This window comes from Bacteroidota bacterium (assembly GCA_016713925.1).
Taxonomy (GTDB): domain Bacteria; phylum Bacteroidota; class Bacteroidia; order AKYH767-A; family OLB10; genus JAJTFW01.
In genome coordinates this window covers 1,096,069-1,113,008 of record JADJOH010000007.1, presented here as the reverse complement: position 1 = coordinate 1,113,008, position 16,940 = coordinate 1,096,069, and the positions used below count along the sequence as shown (strand labels likewise).

General features: G+C 40.8%; 13 protein-coding genes and 2 pseudogenes. 9 read left to right on the top strand and 6 right to left on the bottom strand.

Annotated elements, in window-relative coordinates; translation table 11 throughout:
• Positions 1-93 precede the first annotated feature (93 nt).
• The 6 genes from IPJ86_12905 to IPJ86_12880 all read left to right on the top strand — a co-directional run bounded on the left by IPJ86_12905 (position 94) and on the right by IPJ86_12880 (position 6,719).
• Complete coding sequence (locus IPJ86_12905; GenBank protein ID MBK7888144.1) at positions 94-939, top strand: acetyl-CoA carboxylase carboxyltransferase subunit beta; 846 nt, start codon at positions 94-96, stop codon at positions 937-939.
• Positions 940-1,102: 163 nt separating this feature from the next.
• Complete coding sequence (locus IPJ86_12900; GenBank protein ID MBK7888143.1) at positions 1,103-1,912, top strand: hypothetical protein; 810 nt, start codon at positions 1,103-1,105, stop codon at positions 1,910-1,912.
• A gap of 144 nt (positions 1,913-2,056) precedes the next feature.
• Positions 2,057-2,326: a 30S ribosomal protein S15 gene (gene rpsO, locus IPJ86_12895; GenBank protein MBK7888142.1), complete on the top strand. Its 270-nt coding sequence runs from the start codon at positions 2,057-2,059 to the stop codon at positions 2,324-2,326.
• A 228-nt stretch (positions 2,327-2,554) separates the two neighbouring features.
• On the top strand, positions 2,555-4,699 hold the full coding sequence (gene pnp, locus IPJ86_12890) for a polyribonucleotide nucleotidyltransferase (protein MBK7888141.1): 2,145 nt from the start codon (positions 2,555-2,557) through the stop codon (positions 4,697-4,699).
• A 244-nt stretch (positions 4,700-4,943) separates the two neighbouring features.
• Positions 4,944-5,816: a sigma-70 family RNA polymerase sigma factor gene (locus IPJ86_12885; protein MBK7888140.1), complete on the top strand. Its 873-nt coding sequence runs from the start codon at positions 4,944-4,946 to the stop codon at positions 5,814-5,816.
• Between the two features lie 237 nt (positions 5,817-6,053).
• Positions 6,054-6,719 carry a ribulose-phosphate 3-epimerase gene (locus IPJ86_12880; GenBank protein MBK7888139.1) on the top strand — a complete coding sequence of 222 codons (666 nt, stop codon included), beginning with the start codon at positions 6,054-6,056 and terminating at the stop codon, positions 6,717-6,719.
• A 98-nt stretch (positions 6,720-6,817) separates the two neighbouring features.
• On the opposite strand, the pseudogene IPJ86_12875 reads toward IPJ86_12880, so the two are convergent.
• The 5 genes and pseudogenes from IPJ86_12875 to IPJ86_12855 form a co-directional block, all read right to left on the bottom strand.
• Positions 6,818-8,018 (bottom strand): annotated as a pseudogene (locus tag IPJ86_12875) (alanine dehydrogenase).
• A 141-nt stretch (positions 8,019-8,159) separates the two neighbouring features.
• Positions 8,160-9,203, bottom strand: a complete 1,044-nt coding sequence (gene mltG, locus IPJ86_12870; GenBank protein ID MBK7888138.1) for an endolytic transglycosylase MltG — start codon at positions 9,201-9,203, stop codon at positions 8,160-8,162.
• 53 nt (positions 9,204-9,256) lie between these two features.
• Positions 9,257-11,290: a tetratricopeptide repeat protein gene (locus tag IPJ86_12865; protein MBK7888137.1), complete on the bottom strand. Its 2,034-nt coding sequence runs from the start codon at positions 11,288-11,290 to the stop codon at positions 9,257-9,259.
• Entirely contained in the window at positions 11,290-11,835 is a 546-nt protein-coding gene (locus tag IPJ86_12860; GenBank protein MBK7888136.1) for a GNAT family N-acetyltransferase, read from the bottom strand. Before IPJ86_12860 ends, IPJ86_12865 begins: the two co-directional genes overlap by 1 nt.
• A complete protein-coding gene (locus IPJ86_12855) occupies positions 11,832-12,611 on the bottom strand; it encodes a diaminopimelate epimerase (protein ID MBK7888135.1) in 780 nt (259 codons plus the stop codon). The genes IPJ86_12860 and IPJ86_12855 overlap by 4 nt, the downstream gene beginning before the upstream one ends.
• A 188-nt stretch (positions 12,612-12,799) precedes the next feature.
• Between IPJ86_12855 and IPJ86_12850 the strand changes: the two genes are divergently transcribed.
• From IPJ86_12850 to IPJ86_12840, 3 genes are all read left to right on the top strand, one after another.
• Positions 12,800-13,153 (top strand): hypothetical protein, encoded by a 354-nt coding sequence (locus IPJ86_12850; protein MBK7888134.1) that lies wholly within the window; start codon positions 12,800-12,802, stop codon positions 13,151-13,153.
• Entirely contained in the window at positions 13,086-14,249 is a 1,164-nt protein-coding gene (locus tag IPJ86_12845; GenBank protein ID MBK7888133.1) for a Do family serine endopeptidase, read from the top strand. The genes IPJ86_12850 and IPJ86_12845 overlap by 68 nt, the downstream gene beginning before the upstream one ends.
• A 144-nt stretch (positions 14,250-14,393) precedes the next feature.
• Positions 14,394-15,260 carry an RNA polymerase sigma factor RpoD/SigA gene (locus tag IPJ86_12840; GenBank protein MBK7888132.1) on the top strand — a complete coding sequence of 289 codons (867 nt, stop codon included), beginning with the start codon at positions 14,394-14,396 and terminating at the stop codon, positions 15,258-15,260.
• A 123-nt stretch (positions 15,261-15,383) separates the two neighbouring features.
• Here IPJ86_12840 and IPJ86_12835 read toward each other — a convergent pair.
• A pseudogene (locus IPJ86_12835) lies at positions 15,384-16,858 on the bottom strand (glyceraldehyde-3-phosphate dehydrogenase).
• Between the last annotated feature and the right edge of the window lie 82 nt (positions 16,859-16,940).

Here is a 16,940-nt window from a genome sequence, read left to right as displayed (position 1 = left end):
ACTCAAATTTCGTATTTTCGTTTAAATTCGTGATTCCGTTTATATTCGTATTTCGTATATCCGTAATAATTCGTAGTTCGTAACCCCAAATTAATGAGTTGGTTTAAAAGAATAAAAGAAGGCATCACCACTGCCACGCATGAGAAGAAGGAAACGCCGGAAGGGTTATGGTATAAATGCCCATCCTGTAAGTCTATTATTCCCTCTCAAGAGCATGAGGATAACATGTGGGTATGCGTGAAATGCGGATACCATGAACGTATAGGTTCTGAAGAGTATTTTGCCATGCTTTTTGACAACAATGAATTTATTGAAATCAATTCGGAAATCACTTCTGCCGATCCGCTACAGTTTGTGGATACTAAGAAGTACAACGAGCGATTGGTAGATACTCAAAAGAAAACCGGCTTAAAGGATGCTATTCGTACCGCCAGCGGTAATTTGAACGGATTTCCTATTACCATCGCTTGTATGGATTTTAAATTTATTGGTGGGTCGATGGGGTCTGTCATGGGTGAAAAAATTTCCAGAGCCATTGACTATTCCATCGAGAATAAAACACCGTTTATGATTATCTCTAAATCAGGTGGTGCTCGGATGATGGAGGCGGCTTATTCCCTGATGCAAATGGCCAAAACATCCGCTAAGCTTACTCAACTTTCCGCTGCAGGTCTTCCCTACATTTCATTCCTGACTGACCCCACTACCGGTGGTGTTACCGCTTCCTTTGCGATGCTGGGGGATTTGAACATTGCCGAGCCGGGTGCTTTAATTGGTTTTGCCGGCCCGCGGGTAGTGAAGGAGACGATTGGTAAAGATTTGCCCAAAGGATTTCAGACCTCAGAATTTGTACTTGAACATGGATTTCTTGATATCATCATTAAGCGTCCCGAATTGAAAGCAAAGCTGGGTCAGTTGCTGGGTTATTTTGCCCATTAACCGATCTTTGGTTCAACATTTTTTCTCGTGCACGAATAAATACTGCTTTTTAAATTCTGATGCCGTTTTAAAAAGGTTAAGCGACTACAAACGTCTATAAGCGTTTATTTACCGACTATTCCCTAACACCCGATCTACTTTCGTGGGCTAAAATATTTATACCATGAAAAAAACAAATCGGCCGATGAATGAAGGAACAGCATTATTTGCCTTCCTGCCAGAAGATGGAGAGATACACCGTCAATATGCAAAACAACTGAAAAATGATGAGCCCATGTCCTTCGAAGAAATGGGAACTTCTATCGCTAGTATAGGAGATGTTTTCGAACGCATGATGTCGGATTTCAGAAGAATGACGGTGGAAGAGCATCTGGGTTTTCCTGATTTTCCGGATGCAGATACATTGTCCGCATCTGAAATCGAAAGAGAATTATTTGAAGTGCTGGATATGCTCGAAGACCATAATATTTTAATAGATACAAATGCGGATTATCCTGATGAAGACCTCTATCGCTTCATCACCGGCGAATTAATGCAGGAGGAAATGGAGGTATATAACATTAAGGATATGTATTGCCATTTTATCTATGAGGAATTTCACGAAAAGGAAGAGACTGAGGCGATGGAAACCCTGAACGATTTGTTAAAAATACTTTTTAGCAATGACTGGAGGTTCCTCAATTCCTGCCTGAGTGATCAATTTAAAGTGGATGGAAGGTCTTACAATCAACATTCAAAGCGTATGTTTCAGGAAACTATGAATAGCGAATTCGGTACCCGGGAAATAAAAAGTATCGACTCTACATTTCTGGTGCTGAATCATTCAAAAGCGGTTTTGTCTGTTGATCTTTGTTTAGAGATAAATGGAACGGGACTTGAACGAAAAATTGATAATATATGCCTTACCCTGGAGAAGCAAAAAGGTCAGTTTAAGGTGGTTGAAATCAGTGGTTTATTCCCGTTTGGAACCTGAAATTACGTACTCAACTGATTATTAATGCTTTTTTAGGACAACCCGGAGTAAATTCACATTAAAAACAAAGCTAATCTTCTTGCTGTTTAGGAATTGCTTTCATATCTTTGCCCTCCTTAAAAAGTAAAATCCGCGTAATTCATCATGCTATTAAACACTGAATCGAAGAAAGAAATCTTCAAAAAATACGGTAAAACTGAAACCAATACCGGCTCTTCTGAAGCACAAATCGCTATGTTCACACAGCGTATCAACCATCTGACAGAGCATTTGAGAAGTTTTAAAAAAGACTTTTCAACTCAGCGCTCATTAATCTCTTTGGTAGGTAAGCGTCGTAGCTTGTTGGATTATCTTCATAAAACAGATATCACCCGGTACAGAGCAATTATCGCTGAACTCGGTATTCGTAAATAAAAGCCTCGAGCAGGCATCTCAAAAAAAGGCAATCTTAGTATTGCCTTTTTTTGTTTGTACCCTTCAAAACTGATTGGAAACACTTTCAACAGTTAGTCCAATAGAAAGGAAAAACAGGGCGAATGAACGTTTTATTAGAAGCTTATCATTAAATTTAAGCTTTAGAAAGGCGTAATTAAATACTTGATCTATAAATATATATATATATAAATTAATAAAGCTGTCGAAATGCAACCAAAAGCTATTACCGTATCTTCCCTATTACCGGACGGCAGGGAGATTACTATCGAAACAGGCCGTCTGGCTAAACAGGCACACGGTTCTGTAATTGTCCGTCAGGGTAACTGTATGTTGCTCGCTACTGTAGTTTCTTCTCAAGAGGCAAAAGAAGGTGTTGATTTCCTTCCTTTAACTGTGGATTATCAGGAAAAATTTGCTTCTGCCGGTCGGATTCCCGGTTCTTTCTTTCGTCGTGAAGCACGTCCGACGGAACAGGAAATCCTGATTTGTCGTCTTATCGATCGTGCCCTCCGCCCTATTTTCCCATCCGATTATCATGCCGATATCCAAATTGCAGTAACGTTGATTTCTGCTGATATGGATGTAGCTCCTGATAGCCTGGCTTGCCTGGCTGCATCTGCTGCTGTCACCATTTCCGACATTCCATTTGGAGGTCCTGTTTCAGAAGTACGTGTATGCAGAATAAATGGCGAGTTTGTGATCAACCCTAAAATTGCTGATGCTGAAAATGCAGATATCGATCTGATTGTTGCCGGTACCGCTAAGGATATCCTGATGGTAGAAGGTGAATGTCATGAAGTAGCTGAAAGAGATATGGCGGAAGCGATACGTGTAGGTCATGAAGCGATTAAGGGTCAATGTAAAACACAGGAGGAACTCGTTGCGAAAATGGGCGGCGTCACTAAACGTGAATACAGTCATGAAACGAATGACGAAGAATTGCGTGAAAAAGTAAATAAGGCCTGTTTTGATGCCGTCTATGCAGCTGCTCGTCAATGTAACCCGAATAAAAATGAGCGTAAAGCCGCTTTCAAAAAAGTACTGGAAGATTTCCTGGCTACTTTCAGCGAAGAAGAGCGTGCAGAAAAAGAGAAGCTCATTAAGAAATATTATCATGATGTAGAGTACGATGCCATGCGTGCAATGATTTTAAAAGATCGTATTCGTTTGGATGGTCGTGGTCTGACTGATATTCGTCCGATCTGGAGCGAAGTGGGCTATTTGCCATCTGCTCACGGATCAGCCGTTTTTACGCGTGGTGAAACACAATCGTTGACTACTGTAACGCTGGGTACTAAACTGGATGAACAAATTGTTGATCAGGCGATGTATCAGGGTACGAATAATTTCATGCTCCATTATAACTTCCCTGGCTTCAGTACAGGTGAAGTAAAGCCTAATCGTGGTACCAGCCGTCGTGAAGTCGGACATGGTAATCTGGCCTTACGCTCCTTACGTGAAGTGATGCCTGGTGAAGACCAGAATCCTTATACCATCCGTATCGTTTCTGATATTCTGGAGTCGAATGGATCCTCTTCTATGGCTACTGTTTGTGCAGGTAGTCTGGCATTGATGGATGCCGGTATTAAAGTAACCGGTGCCATCTCAGGTATTGCGATGGGATTAATTACCGATGGAAAAGGAAATTTCGCCATTTTGAGTGATATCCTTGGTGATGAAGACCACCTGGGAGATATGGACTTCAAAGTAACCGGAACCGATAAAGGTATTTGTGCCTGTCAGATGGATTTGAAAGTAGATGGATTGCCTTACGATATCTTGCTACAGGCGCTTGAACAAGCACGTGCCGGACGTTTGCATATCCTGGGGGAAATGAATAAAACGATCTCTGCTCCTGCCGAAGATTATAAACCACATGCCCCTCGTATCGTGAAATTGCGTGTTGCAAAAGAATACATCGGTGCGATCATCGGACCGGGTGGAAAGATCATTCAGGAAATTCAGCGACAAACCAATACAACCATTACCATTGAGGAAGTAAACAATGAAGGATTGGTAGAAATTGCATCTCCTGATAAGGCCTGTATTGATGCGGCGTTGATTAGAATCAGAGGTATCGTGACCGAGCCGGAAGTTGGAGAAGTGTACGAAGGAAAGGTGAAAACCATTACTACATTCGGTGCTTTCGTTGAGTTTATGCCGGGTAAAGATGGCTTACTTCATATTTCCGAAATCTCTAATGAGCGACTGGCTACCATGGATGGCGTTTTCAAAGAAGGAGATATTGTAAAAGTCAAACTTATTGAAATAGATAAGAAAACAGGTAAATATCGTCTGTCCCGTAAGGTTTTAATGACGAATCGCCCTGAAAGAGTAGCTCCTGAAGCATAGTTAGTGTCCCTAATATTGTAGTAATATACTTGAAAACCCGTCGTTTACGACGGGTTTTCTGTTTTCTGATCCCCGTTTTTGGTGATGTAATATTTTCGTTACAAAGTTTCCCTTTTTCACTTAATGGCAAGTGTTTTGTGTCATGCGCCGTGAACCTTACAGTTGATTAACCCTCATCGAAGTCTGTTTCCGCAACCTCCAGAATGCGAACTGCGTTACGATGCCATATTCACTCTGCGATAACATGAGACAATTAAAGATTACCAAGCAAGTAACCAACCGCGAAACCGCCTCCCTGGATAAATACCTTCAGGAAATCGGGAAAGTGGAATTGCTGAAGCCCGAAGAAGAAGTTGAGTTAGCCCGACGTATTAAAGAAGGTGACAGAACAGCATTGGAAAGATTGACAAAAGCTAATCTTCGTTTCGTTGTTTCCGTGGCAAAGCAATACCAAAATCAGGGCTTAACCTTAGGCGACCTTATTAATGAAGGTAATTTGGGATTAATAAAAGCCGCCCAACGTTTTGATGAAACCCGCGGATTCAAATTCATTTCCTATGCCGTTTGGTGGATTCGCCAGAGTATTTTACAGGCATTGGCGGAGCAGGCGAGAATCGTTCGTTTACCCTTGAATAAAATCGGCTTTATTAATAAAATTAATCGTGCCTTTGCCCAGTTGGAGCAGGAATTTGAACGGGAGCCTACCAACGAAGAACTTTCTGTACTGCTGAATATTTCAACTGACGATATCATCGATACCATGCGTTCTTCCGGGAGACATGTTTCTATGGATGCTCCGCTTATACAAGGGGAAGATGGTACTCTGATGGACATGATGCCAGGTGAAGATGTGGCACCATCACCGGAGAATAATCTCATCACGGAATCCTTACGCAGAGAAATAGAACGTGCTCTTTATACGCTAACCCCTCGTGAAGCAGATGTTATTCGTCTTTACTTCGGATTGAATGAATCACCAATGACGCTGGAAGAAATCGGAGAACGCTTCGAACTCACCCGAGAGCGTGTCCGTCAGATAAAGGAAAAGGCCATTCGTCGCTTAAAGCATACTTCCAGAAGTAAGATATTGAAGACTGGGATAGATTACCCGTATTAACATAGGAGTCTCGAAAACGGTATATCATTTCGCCTTGGCTATTCAGTAGCCTAAGATAAAAAATTAGGTATAAACACCACCCACAGACCGGGGCACTTTCTTATTTTGCCCTTCCCCTCGCGCTTTTGGGATCCTTCCTCAAGGGCAATTTTACCTTTCAGACTCATTTATTTTTGCATTATCCATCTTTCGTAAATCCGATCCTTTTCACGAAATTTGCCCTATACCCATAAGAACATGTCAGTACTCATTGCCCCTTCCATCCTCTCTGCTGATTTTGGAAATCTTCAGCGCGATATTAAAATGATCAATGAAAGTCGCGCCGACTGGTTTCATGTGGATGTGATGGATGGTGTTTTTGTCCCGAATATTTCTTTTGGTTTTCCGGTCATGAAAGCAATCAAAAAGCATGCACGTAAACCACTGGATGTTCATCTGATGATTGTTGAACCGGATAAATACCTTGCCGCCTTTGCAGATGCCGGTGCGGCGATCATCTCGGTGCATTATGAAGCTTGTACGCATTTGCACCGTACCATTCAAAATCTGCGGCAGTTGGGTGTACTTGCAGGAGTAGCAATTAATCCGCATACGCCTGCTGCTTTATTATCAGAAGTAATTGCATCCATAGATGTGGTGGTTCTGATGTCGGTGAATCCAGGGTATGGCGGACAGCGATTCATCAAGAACACCTACAGTAAAATCGATGACTTAAAAAATCTTATCCTTCAGAAAAACTCATCCGCCAAAATTGAAATTGACGGAGGGGTAGATTTGAAGAACGCACATGAACTCATTCGTGCCGGTGCAGATATTTTGGTTGCGGGAAATACGGTTTTTAGTGCCTCTTCGCCTTCCGATGCTATATCCTTACTGAAGGAAGCTGAACATCAAACCGCGTAAACTTTTCTATAGATCTTTGGAGAAAAACCCTTGTTCATAAAAGGTTTTCTTAAAGCAGATCAAAAATAATTTATCTCTTCCCTTGTTTGATGTTTCAATCAGGCAATATAATCACTCAGGTATTCAAACCTTTTCATCAGTTTTCCATCCTTAGCAATGGTGGCACGTTCAATCAATCCATCATCTTCCCGAACAAGAAAGGACATTACTCTTTCCATGAGATGCTTACCAAATCCTTCTGAAGCATCTCTTGGCAATTCACAGGGAAGATTGTCGATAGACATGACCGTTATAGTGGATGGAGCAAAAGGTTCCTCGATGCTTTCTGTATTGGGATTGTATCCATAAAATTTATCTTCAATAGTTGTTGTGCGTGTCGTAGATGGAATACTTCCGTTTAAATCACAAGTCACATCAGCAATCACACTGATATGAAACTTTGGATCACGCATCTGTTGCTTTGTAAACAAGACCGGTGCTTTTGGATCCCAATACGTACAATGAATCAGCAGATCGCAAAAGCTGGCATAGGAATTTCCGGTTGCAAAAGTACAATCAAACTTTTCAGGATGATGATAGAAAACCTGATTGCTGAAAACGGAACCATCCTTTGTTTTATAATAATCTTCGGAATGCAGTTGAACATAGACCGGTTCACGGAAAGAATAATGCAAAAATTCATAGGCTGTTACTTTCCGAATACCGAGTACTCCTAATGTCTCCATGGCACCATTTGCCACACGTCCGCCTCCGGTTACTACAATTTTCAAATTGGGAAGATTTATTTTTTCAAGCTCCTTAAAAACTTCTTTCTTGTCGTGACTTAAATGAGCCGGTTTCAGGTTAAAGAGTCCATACTTTAACCCATAGGCCATAATTCCGTTATAGGCACCCACCAGACCTGCAAATCGTCCAAATCCAATCACGCGATGACCGAGATCATCAATCAGACATTCATAATCGATCAATTGAATTTTCTTCTCAATGATGGTTTGTAAAAGAGCTTTGTTATGCGCTTGCTTTTTGATGGTATGGGAAAAGAAAAGGTATTTTTGCCCGGGATCAGCTTGTCTTTTGGGATTTCCTTCACGCCCATCAATACATCACAATCACCTAAGTCTTCCTGTAAAACAATGCCATGAGAACGATATTCCTCATCTGAATAACAACGAAACCCTGAAGGCTGAACAACTATTTTTAATTCGGCAAACTGTTCCAGGAGGTACTTGCATTGCACCGGAGTAAAGGGAACACGCTTATCGTGAGGAATTTTTCTTCTCTAAGGATACCAATTTTCATAGGGCACAAAGGTAAAAAAATCCCTGTCTGGTAAAAGGGAGAAAAAGTGTATTTAATTACATCTTTAAGCTCTAAAATGAAGAGTTTTTCTTCAGGAAGTTATTTTGAAATCAGCCGGTAATAAACACGGAACATTTCTGTTTATGATCGAATCCCTCTTCTGTCCAGTTCTTTCTGAAAACGTCGGGCATTGAGAAGATGCTGATCATACGTTTTTGCGAAAGAATGATAGCCGGAGAAATCTTCTCTGGCACAGAAAAACATATACTCGTGTTTTGAATAATTCAGCACTGCATCGATGGAAGATACAGATGGCATACAGATTGGACCCGGAGGAAAACCGGTATACATGTAGGTGTTGTAAGGTGAATCAATATCCTTATGTTCATTGAGCACTCTTCTTAAACTAAAATCTCCGGAAGCAAAAACCAAAGTGGGATCCGCTTCCAGTTTCCAGCCTTTAAGATATCGGTTCATATACACTCCGGCTACCGTTGCTTTTTCATCATTTTTTCGCGTTTCCTTTTCTACAATAGAAGCAAGCACACTGACTTCAACTTGTGTCAAACCAATTTCCTTTGCTTTAGCGCGACGTTTCTCGTTCCAGAATTTCTTGTATTCTTTCGCCATTCTTTCATAAAATTGCTCGGCAGAAGTATTCCACATCAATTCATAAGTATTGGGAATGAGGATGCATAGGCTATTCCTTGCATTGAATCCATATTTGTCAAGGAAAGCCTCATCTTTTAGTAAAAATGCAATAGATGCCGAATCCGCTTCAATCTTCCCTCCTGTTACACCGGCCAGTTCTTCTACGGTTCGGATATTACTAAAGGTCAGTTTAACAGGCGTCTGCTTTCCGGAGCGCAAAAGCGAAATGAGTTCCTTGTTATTCATTCCCTGCTTAATTTCATATTTACCGGGTTTAACATTTGCAGGGTATTTCATTTGCTCTGACACCCACTGGAAGGATGCACTGTTTTTCAGCAATCCCTGTTTCTCCAGGAGTCGCATGACATCAATGAAGGTGGATCCGGTCGGAATATAAACGAAGCGACTTTTGCTGGATGATAAATCGACGTTGGGTGAAAATACTTTGTTATAAAAGGATAAAACAATAATACATACAGAAAGTACGATAACGCTGGCAAACGCAATCAGTATCCGTCTAAAACCCGGACTCATTTTATTTTTCTTTTTAGCCACAGCAATGAATTGTCAGGTGTTGATGATGTTGTTTATTTCGTAATTCTTTTTAAACCCTCAATGGCCTGCCGATTCTCCGGATTGATTTGCAGTACTTTTTGAAGATATTTTCTTGCATCCTGCACCTTACCTTCGCTCATAAACGCGGCAGCCTTGTTCAGTATTGCGAGTTCATAGTCGGGATCTAAAGCTAGTGCTTTATCCAAATAACTGTTGGCCCTGTTTACATTGCCTTCCTGAATCAGGATCAAATAACCCAAATTGGAAAAAGCAGGCGCATAGTAGGGATGTTCCTTTACTAAAGATGAAAATATCTTTCTGGCTTCTGCAAAGTTCTTCTGACCGGCCAGGGCATTGGCATATTTATTTCCAAAATCCGGATACAATGGAGCAAGTATGTAGGCATTTTTAAACCATTGTACACTACTTTGGGTTCTTCCGGTATTTTGCATGGCTTCACCAATACGGTATGATGTCCAGGCATCTTTGTTATCATAACTCTTCCGGTTCAATGATGAAAGCAATTTTGGAATTGTTTCTGTTATTGAAACGATTCCGGCAAAGTCATTCTTCAAATAATAGAGTTGAACGTATTGATGAATATTTTCTTCAATACCGGACTTCGTATCTTTTTTTAAATTAGACAGTGCAGAGTCGAGTAAGGTTTTCTCCATACCGAACTTCTCTACATAATTAATATAGGCCTGTGCAATAATTTTATCAGGAGGATTGGAATCATTCAGGCAATTGATGCCAATAAAGGTTTTCATCTTCTCCACTTCTTTCACTTCCTGATGTATTGCTATCCGGTGATCGTGCACACTCACGTGAGGTATATCCAATGTGCCTTGTACCGGCATATGACAACTGACGCAATCATCCTTTCCACCTTTCATTGCAGAGTTTGAATTCTTAGAGCAGAGATGTTCCTTGCCCACTGCATGACAGGACTTGCAAGTACTGTTAAAATGATCATCACCGGTTTCTTTCACACTGATATGAGGATTGTGACAAGTAATACAGGTGAGTCCATTCTTAAAGGGTTTTAATCCCGTAGTTTTTCCACCTCCTTCAGCTTGTAAACGACGGGTAGTGGTGATGAAACATTTACTCATCTTGAGCCGCTCCACATGAGATGCCATGATATGTTCATTTTCTTTCCCCTTGTAAACAGGCATAAATACATACATCACATCTGATAAACGCATCCCCGGTTTGAAATCAAAAAATGATTTCCCTTCATTCAGAACAGTATTGCCTTGTACATGACATCTCTGGCAGACATCAAACTGCAAATCAATGGGAAGTTTTGAAGGGTTTACAATAGAATAGTCTATCCTTTTAGCGGTATCGATAAGGATACCCATTGATTTCTCCTGCACATGAATACTTCCCGGACCATGACATCTTTCACAATCGATCCCATTTTGAACTTTAGTGAATTTATTTTCAGAACCGGCAACGAATTCCGGATAGCCATTATGACAAGTCATACATTCTAGACCTATGATTCTGTTAAAACGAGAATTAGCACCGTTCTCAAAACCGGGAGGCAGATCCCATTTGCCTTTCTGAGTATAAAAGGTCATGGGTGCCTGGAAGAGATAACCGTTACTTTCCCACATATGAGAGTTGGTATGCTGTCCGGAACCCACAATATATTTTACCTGTTCTGTTCTGCTATAAGCGGTATCCTTAGTGTTTCCTCTGAATTCGTTAAAGAATAATTTGCCCTCCTGCCAATAGGCATGATAATGCATGTTCAGGTGTTCATCATACACGACCGTATGATTAGTAAAATCGGGCGACGTTTTATTTTGACTGGCTGTATCAAAAGATTTTCCCATTCCGGTATGGATAAAAGAGGCATGCACTTCAGTATGACAACCTTTGCAGGTATTCATTCCCACATAGCGCGCTGTATCGGACAATCCGGCATATTCAGTTCTGGCCAGCGCAATTTGTTCAGGTGTTTGCTGCGATGAAATACCGCAATTCCAGTTTGAAAATGCAATAAAAGCACAGCAGGAGACTGCAAAAAAGTATTTAATTAAAGTGTTACTCATTAAATAATTACCGTGGGTCTTATCAGTTGTAGCAGAGATACACTATGCCACTTTCCTTCATATACGATCCAGTCACGCAGCGAACCACATGTTCTGAAACCGACTTTAGAAAACAACCGCAAACTATGTTCATTACTATTGTCGATATGACAATACAGTTGGTGCAGATTCAACGTGTTAAAACTATGCTTGACTAACATGGATAAAGCTTCGGTTGCCAATCCTTTGTTCCGGTACTCTCTGTTACCGATCAGGATCCCTACCCCTGCCCTTCTATGTTGAGGATCGAAATCAAATAAATCGATATAGCCGATTGTAGCTCCTGCACCCGGTAATTCAACAATCAATTCAATGGCCAGACGTAATTGCTTGGAAGTATAGATGTCTTGAGTAGCATTTTTATAATACTGTTCCAGCGTGTATCTGGAATAAGGTGCAAAAGTTCCGCTCACCGGCCAGATTTCTGCGTCATTTTCATAAATCATCATCAGGTCCACATCCTTCGGTTCCAATGCGCGTAGCAATACACTATTTCCTCTTATCATAGCTCAATTATCCCTTTATAAACGAATGTAGCAGGACCTTCTAACCGAATATCAGAAAAACCGGTATCGTTTACGGTATAGCTTACGGCAAGATCTCCACCCCTGGTTTTAATATTTATTTTATTTGATTTTTCATTATTTCCAATGTTTCCCGCAACGATGGCTGCAGCAGTAACCCCTGTTCCACAACTCAGGGTTTCCTCTTCCACACCTCTTTCATACGTTCTGACAAACAACCGGTCTCCTATCCACTCAGCGAAATTCACATTCGTTCCTTCCTTCTTATATCTCTCATTATTCCTAATTGTTTTTCCTTCCGTAAACACATTAAAATTCTCAATGTCCTTCACAAATCTGATATGATGTGGGGATCCTGTATTCAGGAAGAAGTCGCTATTTACGGTTTGTATCCCCTTCACATCTTTCATCTCTAAGGAAATATTTCCATTCCGGAGCAGAATAGCCTCATGAATACCATCCACCGCCAAAAACCGGCATTGCTCTTTTACATATCCTTTGCTAAAAGCAAAATGAACGATACATCGACCACCGTTTCCACACATAGAACCCGGGTGTCCATCTGCATTATAATATTCCATTTCGAAATCAAATTCCGGATGTGATTTAAGAACAATCAGACCATCCGCACCAATTCCAAAACGTCGGTCACAACACTTTTGAATTTGAGCAATAGACAGTTGGGCAGAATATTGAATTCCATCAACAACAATAAAATCATTTCCGGTACCCTGGTATTTGTAGAATTCCATTTCCATTGATGTAAAAATAACGAAAACAATAAAATAATGGAGCTTAGAGCCTATGGATTTAATTTTATCTTTTTCAACTTCGGTTTGTTCTTGGTTAAAAGAAGGTTAAATTCATTTTTGATTCATCATTTCAAAAATAATTTTGGCTTTCCAACGTATATTGTTACAGGCATCAAATAAAATACATTAGCCATATGAGAGCAATCAAAAAAACCGTAGCCATCTTTACATTAGCCATCGTAGGCGGAATGATCGGTGCAGGAATTAATAACAACCTGTTTCATTCCGAAATTTCAGATAATGGGGATAGATTCAATTCTTCAGTTCCTGTTCGTGCAGTTTCTTATACGGGATCTTCCGGTGTACCGGTTGATTTTACAGCTTCTGCTGAAACTACTGTCCCCGTGGTGGTGCATGTCACTACTAAATATGCAGCACAACAAGGAAACTCCGGACAATTTCTCGACCCATTCAACTTTTTTGGGAAATCCCGCACCCAGGCAGATGCCACAGCAACAATCGACCGGCTCGGGTGTCATCATCTCTGAAGATGGTTATGTAGTCACCAACAACCACGTGATCGAGAATGGATCAGAGGTTTCCATTACACTGAATGACAAGGAAACATTTGTAGCGAAAGTCATCGGAACTGATCCATCAACTGATCTGGCCTTATTAAAGGTGGATGCTAAAAAACTTCCACATATTGCATTAGGAAATTCTGATCAGGTTCGCGTAGGAGAATGGGTCCTTGCAGTGGGCAATCCTTTCAATTTAACATCAACGGTAACGGCAGGAATAGTCAGTGCAAAAGCCAGAAACATCAATATCCTACCTGACCAGAGATTTCCAATCGAGTCCTTTATTCAAACCGATGCTGCAGTAAACCCCGGAAACTCCGGCGGAGCATTAGTCAACCTGAATGGCGAATTAATAGGAATTAATGCAGCCATCGCTTCAAACACGGGTTCCTATTCCGGATATTCTTTTGCCATCCCTGTCAATATTGTTAAAAAGGTGGTGAAGGATCTCATGGAGTTTGGCATCGTTCAGCGAGGTTTCATTGGTGTCAGCATACGGGATATTGATGCTGATTTTGCTAAAGAAAAGGAAGTAAACACCTTAAATGGCGTTTATGTGAATGGGCTTACTGAAGGCGGTGCGGCAGCTGTTGCCGGTCTGAAGGTAGGTGACATTATTAAATCCATCAATGGGTTTGAGATCAAAAGTTCTCCGGAACTTCAGGAACAGGTTGGAAGATTCAGACCCGGTGATAAAATTATGGTAACGGTACTCCGAAATAATAGTGAGAAAATCATACCAGTCATTTTACGAAACAAAGATGGAAACACGGAAGTGACAAAAAACGAAGCCATCAATTTGTTAGGAGCTGTGCTGGAGAATGCAAGTGAAGCAGAATTGAGTAAGCTTGGTGTTGAGTCTGGCGTGAAGGTGAAAGAATTACAAACCGGAAAATTAAAAAGCGCGGGCTTAAAAGATGGCTTTATCATTACCGCTATTGACAATAGAAAAGTCAGATCAGCGAAAGAAGTTACGGAATATCTGGAATCAAAAAAAGGTGGAGTACTGATTGAAGGTGCTTATCCCAATGGCATGAAAGCCTATTATGGTTTCGGCATGTAATTTGTGCAGATCAAAAAAGTAAGAAAAAGGATGTTTAACCGACATCCTTTTTTATTTCATGAATATTTTGGTAATTCAACTTTTTAAATTCTATATTTGTTTTACACAAAGCCGAAGCATTTTCAGAAATGACATTCCACTACTATGCGTCAACTGAAAATAAGTAAATCAATCACCAATCGTGAGAGTGCTTCTCTGGAGAAGTACCTTGCTGAAATTGGTAAGGAGCCGATGATAACATCGGAAGAAGAGGTACGCCTTGCGCGACTTATCCGTGATGGTGACAGTACTGCTTTGGATAAAATGACTCGCGCAAACCTTCGATTTGTGGTTTCCGTTGCCAAACAGTATCAGAGTCAGGGTTTAAGTTTACCTGATCTTATTAATGAAGGAAACCTGGGACTGATAAAAGCGGCCAAGCGATTTGATGAAACCAAAGGTTTTAAATTTATTTCGTATGCAGTCTGGTGGATCAGACAAAGTATTCTACAGGCGATCGCAGAGCAGGCCCGGATTGTCCGGCTTCCATTAAATCAGGTAGGATCTCTGAGCAGAATCAGTAAGGCCTTCAGCAAACTGGAGCAGGAGTTTGAACGCGAACCTTCTTATGAAGAAATTGCCATATTGACGGACCTTCCTATTGATAAAATTACTGATGCCTTGAGAATTTCCGGCCGGCATGTTTCCATGGATGCGCCTTTTGTACAAGGAGAAGAAAATACCTTGCTGGATGTTATTGAAAATACCGAATCTCCCCGTGCAGATATTCAACTGATCAACGATTCTCTCCGGAAGGAAATCGACCGGTCCTTGAGTACGTTGTCTGAGAGAGAACGGGAAGTGTTAATTTTATTCTTCGGAATAGGTTTGGGTCATGGTTTAACTTTGGAAGAAATCGGATCTAAGTTTGATCTGACACGTGAACGTGTGCGACAAATTAAGGAAAAAGCATTGCGGAGACTTCGACATAAAAATAAAAGCAAAATATTAAAGTCCTATTTAGGGGATTAAGCAGTTTGGTGGAAGTGATTTTTCAATTTTAGATGAAGCCGTTAAATCAGTTTCTATGAAATAAAAAAAAGGTGACCTGTTCTAAGGCAACCTTATCTTTGTTGAATTGGAATGTTCGTTCTATTAATAGTAAGTCAAACGAATTACATCCGCGAGGTATTTCGCAAATCTGACTACCTGACGGCTATAGCCATATTCATTATCATACCATACATACAGTACAATGCTCTTTTTATCTTTTGAAACGATAGTTGCCGGAGAATCAACAATAGATGCGCATGGGTTTCCGATCAGATCAGAAGATACCAACTCGTTTGAATTGGAATATTGAATCTGTTCTATAAGATTTCCGCGCAAAGCTCCATCTTTCAAAATATCATTTACTTCCTCTTTATTTACTTCCTTTTTCAAGGTAAGATTCAGGATAGCAAGAGAAACATCAGGGGTGGGCACCCTTACAGCATTTCCCGTAAGTTTACCTGCAAGCACAGGAAGCACTTTTGCTACGGCCTTATCCGCACCGGTTTCAGTAATCACCATATTCATGGCAGCACTACGGCCACGACGATATTTACTATGATAGTTATCCAATAAATTCTGGTCATTGGTATACGAGTGAATCGTTTCGATATGACCTCTTTCAACACCTAATGACTTCTCAATGACAGCAAGAACAGGAACGATGGCATTGGTTGTACAAGAGGCAGCGGAGAAAATAGTTTCGTTCTCTGTATGATCTTTTTCATTGACACCGTATACTACATTAGGAATATCACCTTTGCCCGGAGCAGTGAGCAATACTTTGGTCACACCCTTTGCTTTGAGATGTTTGCTCAGTCCTTCACGGTCACGGGAAACGCCGGTATTGTCAATCAACAAGGCATTAGTGATCCCATATGCAGAATAATCCACATCTTCAGGGTTTTTGGCGTCGATCACATAGATGGTATGGCCATTCACAATTAAGGCATTCTTTTCAGCATCTTCAATGACGGTTCCGGGGAATGGACCATGCACAGAATCATTTCTCAACAGTTCAGCACGTTTGGAAAGATCGTCATCTGATCTTTTTCTGACAACGATAGCGCGAAGACGTAACTGTTCCCCTTTTCCGGCCTGACCTACTAACTCACGAGCGAGGATACGGCCAATTCGACCGAAACCGTATAAAATTACATCACGAGGGATCATTTTTTTGCGATCCTTGCCAATGAAACTTCCAATTTTACCTTCAATAAATTTTTCGGATCGTTACCATAACTTTCTTTTTCGCTCAACCACTCGGAGGTCATGCGACCGATATCAATCCGCGAGGGCGCAAGATCCAACGTGCTTAATGCTCTGGTAAGCTCCAGCGTATCCATTACGGTGATGGGCTTTTTTACGATATCATTCGCATATTGATGGAGATTCAGTATTTGACTGGCGCTACGATCGACCAACTGGTTTCTGAAAATAATCAGTTCAACAGATTTATTAAACCATAAACCGCCGGTTAAATGAATCAGCTCAATGGCTGCTTTTTCCTGTTCGATCCAATCTTCAAGTTGGCGTTCATAGGTGTTTTGATTGGATGGTTGTTGAGTAGCTGATGACATAATGGATTTTTTGTTGATTTTGCAAAGATACTTTGGAGTCAAATCATTAGAAAATCTTTTATTTACTATTATCAAGTTATTA

What these genes read in the sequence shown, in the direction of transcription:
- IPJ86_12860 (MBK7888136.1), bottom strand. Translation starts at nt 11,835, where the DNA reads ATGATAAGAGGAAATAGTGTATTGCTACGCGCATTGGAACCGAAGGAT.
- IPJ86_12900 (MBK7888143.1), top strand. Translation starts at nt 1,103, where the DNA reads ATGAAAAAAACAAATCGGCCGATGAATGAAGGAACAGCATTATTTGCC.
- mltG (MBK7888138.1), bottom strand. Translation starts at nt 9,203, where the DNA reads ATGAGTCCGGGTTTTAGACGGATACTGATTGCGTTTGCCAGCGTTATC.
- IPJ86_12905 (MBK7888144.1), top strand. Translation starts at nt 94, where the DNA reads ATGAGTTGGTTTAAAAGAATAAAAGAAGGCATCACCACTGCCACGCAT.
- pnp (MBK7888141.1), top strand. Translation starts at nt 2,555, where the DNA reads ATGCAACCAAAAGCTATTACCGTATCTTCCCTATTACCGGACGGCAGG.
- IPJ86_12885 (MBK7888140.1), top strand. Translation starts at nt 4,944, where the DNA reads ATGAGACAATTAAAGATTACCAAGCAAGTAACCAACCGCGAAACCGCC.
- rpsO (MBK7888142.1), top strand. Translation starts at nt 2,057, where the DNA reads ATGCTATTAAACACTGAATCGAAGAAAGAAATCTTCAAAAAATACGGT.
- IPJ86_12880 (MBK7888139.1), top strand. Translation starts at nt 6,054, where the DNA reads ATGTCAGTACTCATTGCCCCTTCCATCCTCTCTGCTGATTTTGGAAAT.
- IPJ86_12850 (MBK7888134.1), top strand. Translation starts at nt 12,800, where the DNA reads ATGAGAGCAATCAAAAAAACCGTAGCCATCTTTACATTAGCCATCGTA.
- IPJ86_12855 (MBK7888135.1), bottom strand. Translation starts at nt 12,611, where the DNA reads ATGGAAATGGAATTCTACAAATACCAGGGTACCGGAAATGATTTTATT.
- IPJ86_12840 (MBK7888132.1), top strand. Translation starts at nt 14,394, where the DNA reads ATGCGTCAACTGAAAATAAGTAAATCAATCACCAATCGTGAGAGTGCT.
- IPJ86_12865 (MBK7888137.1), bottom strand. Translation starts at nt 11,290, where the DNA reads ATGAGTAACACTTTAATTAAATACTTTTTTGCAGTCTCCTGCTGTGCT.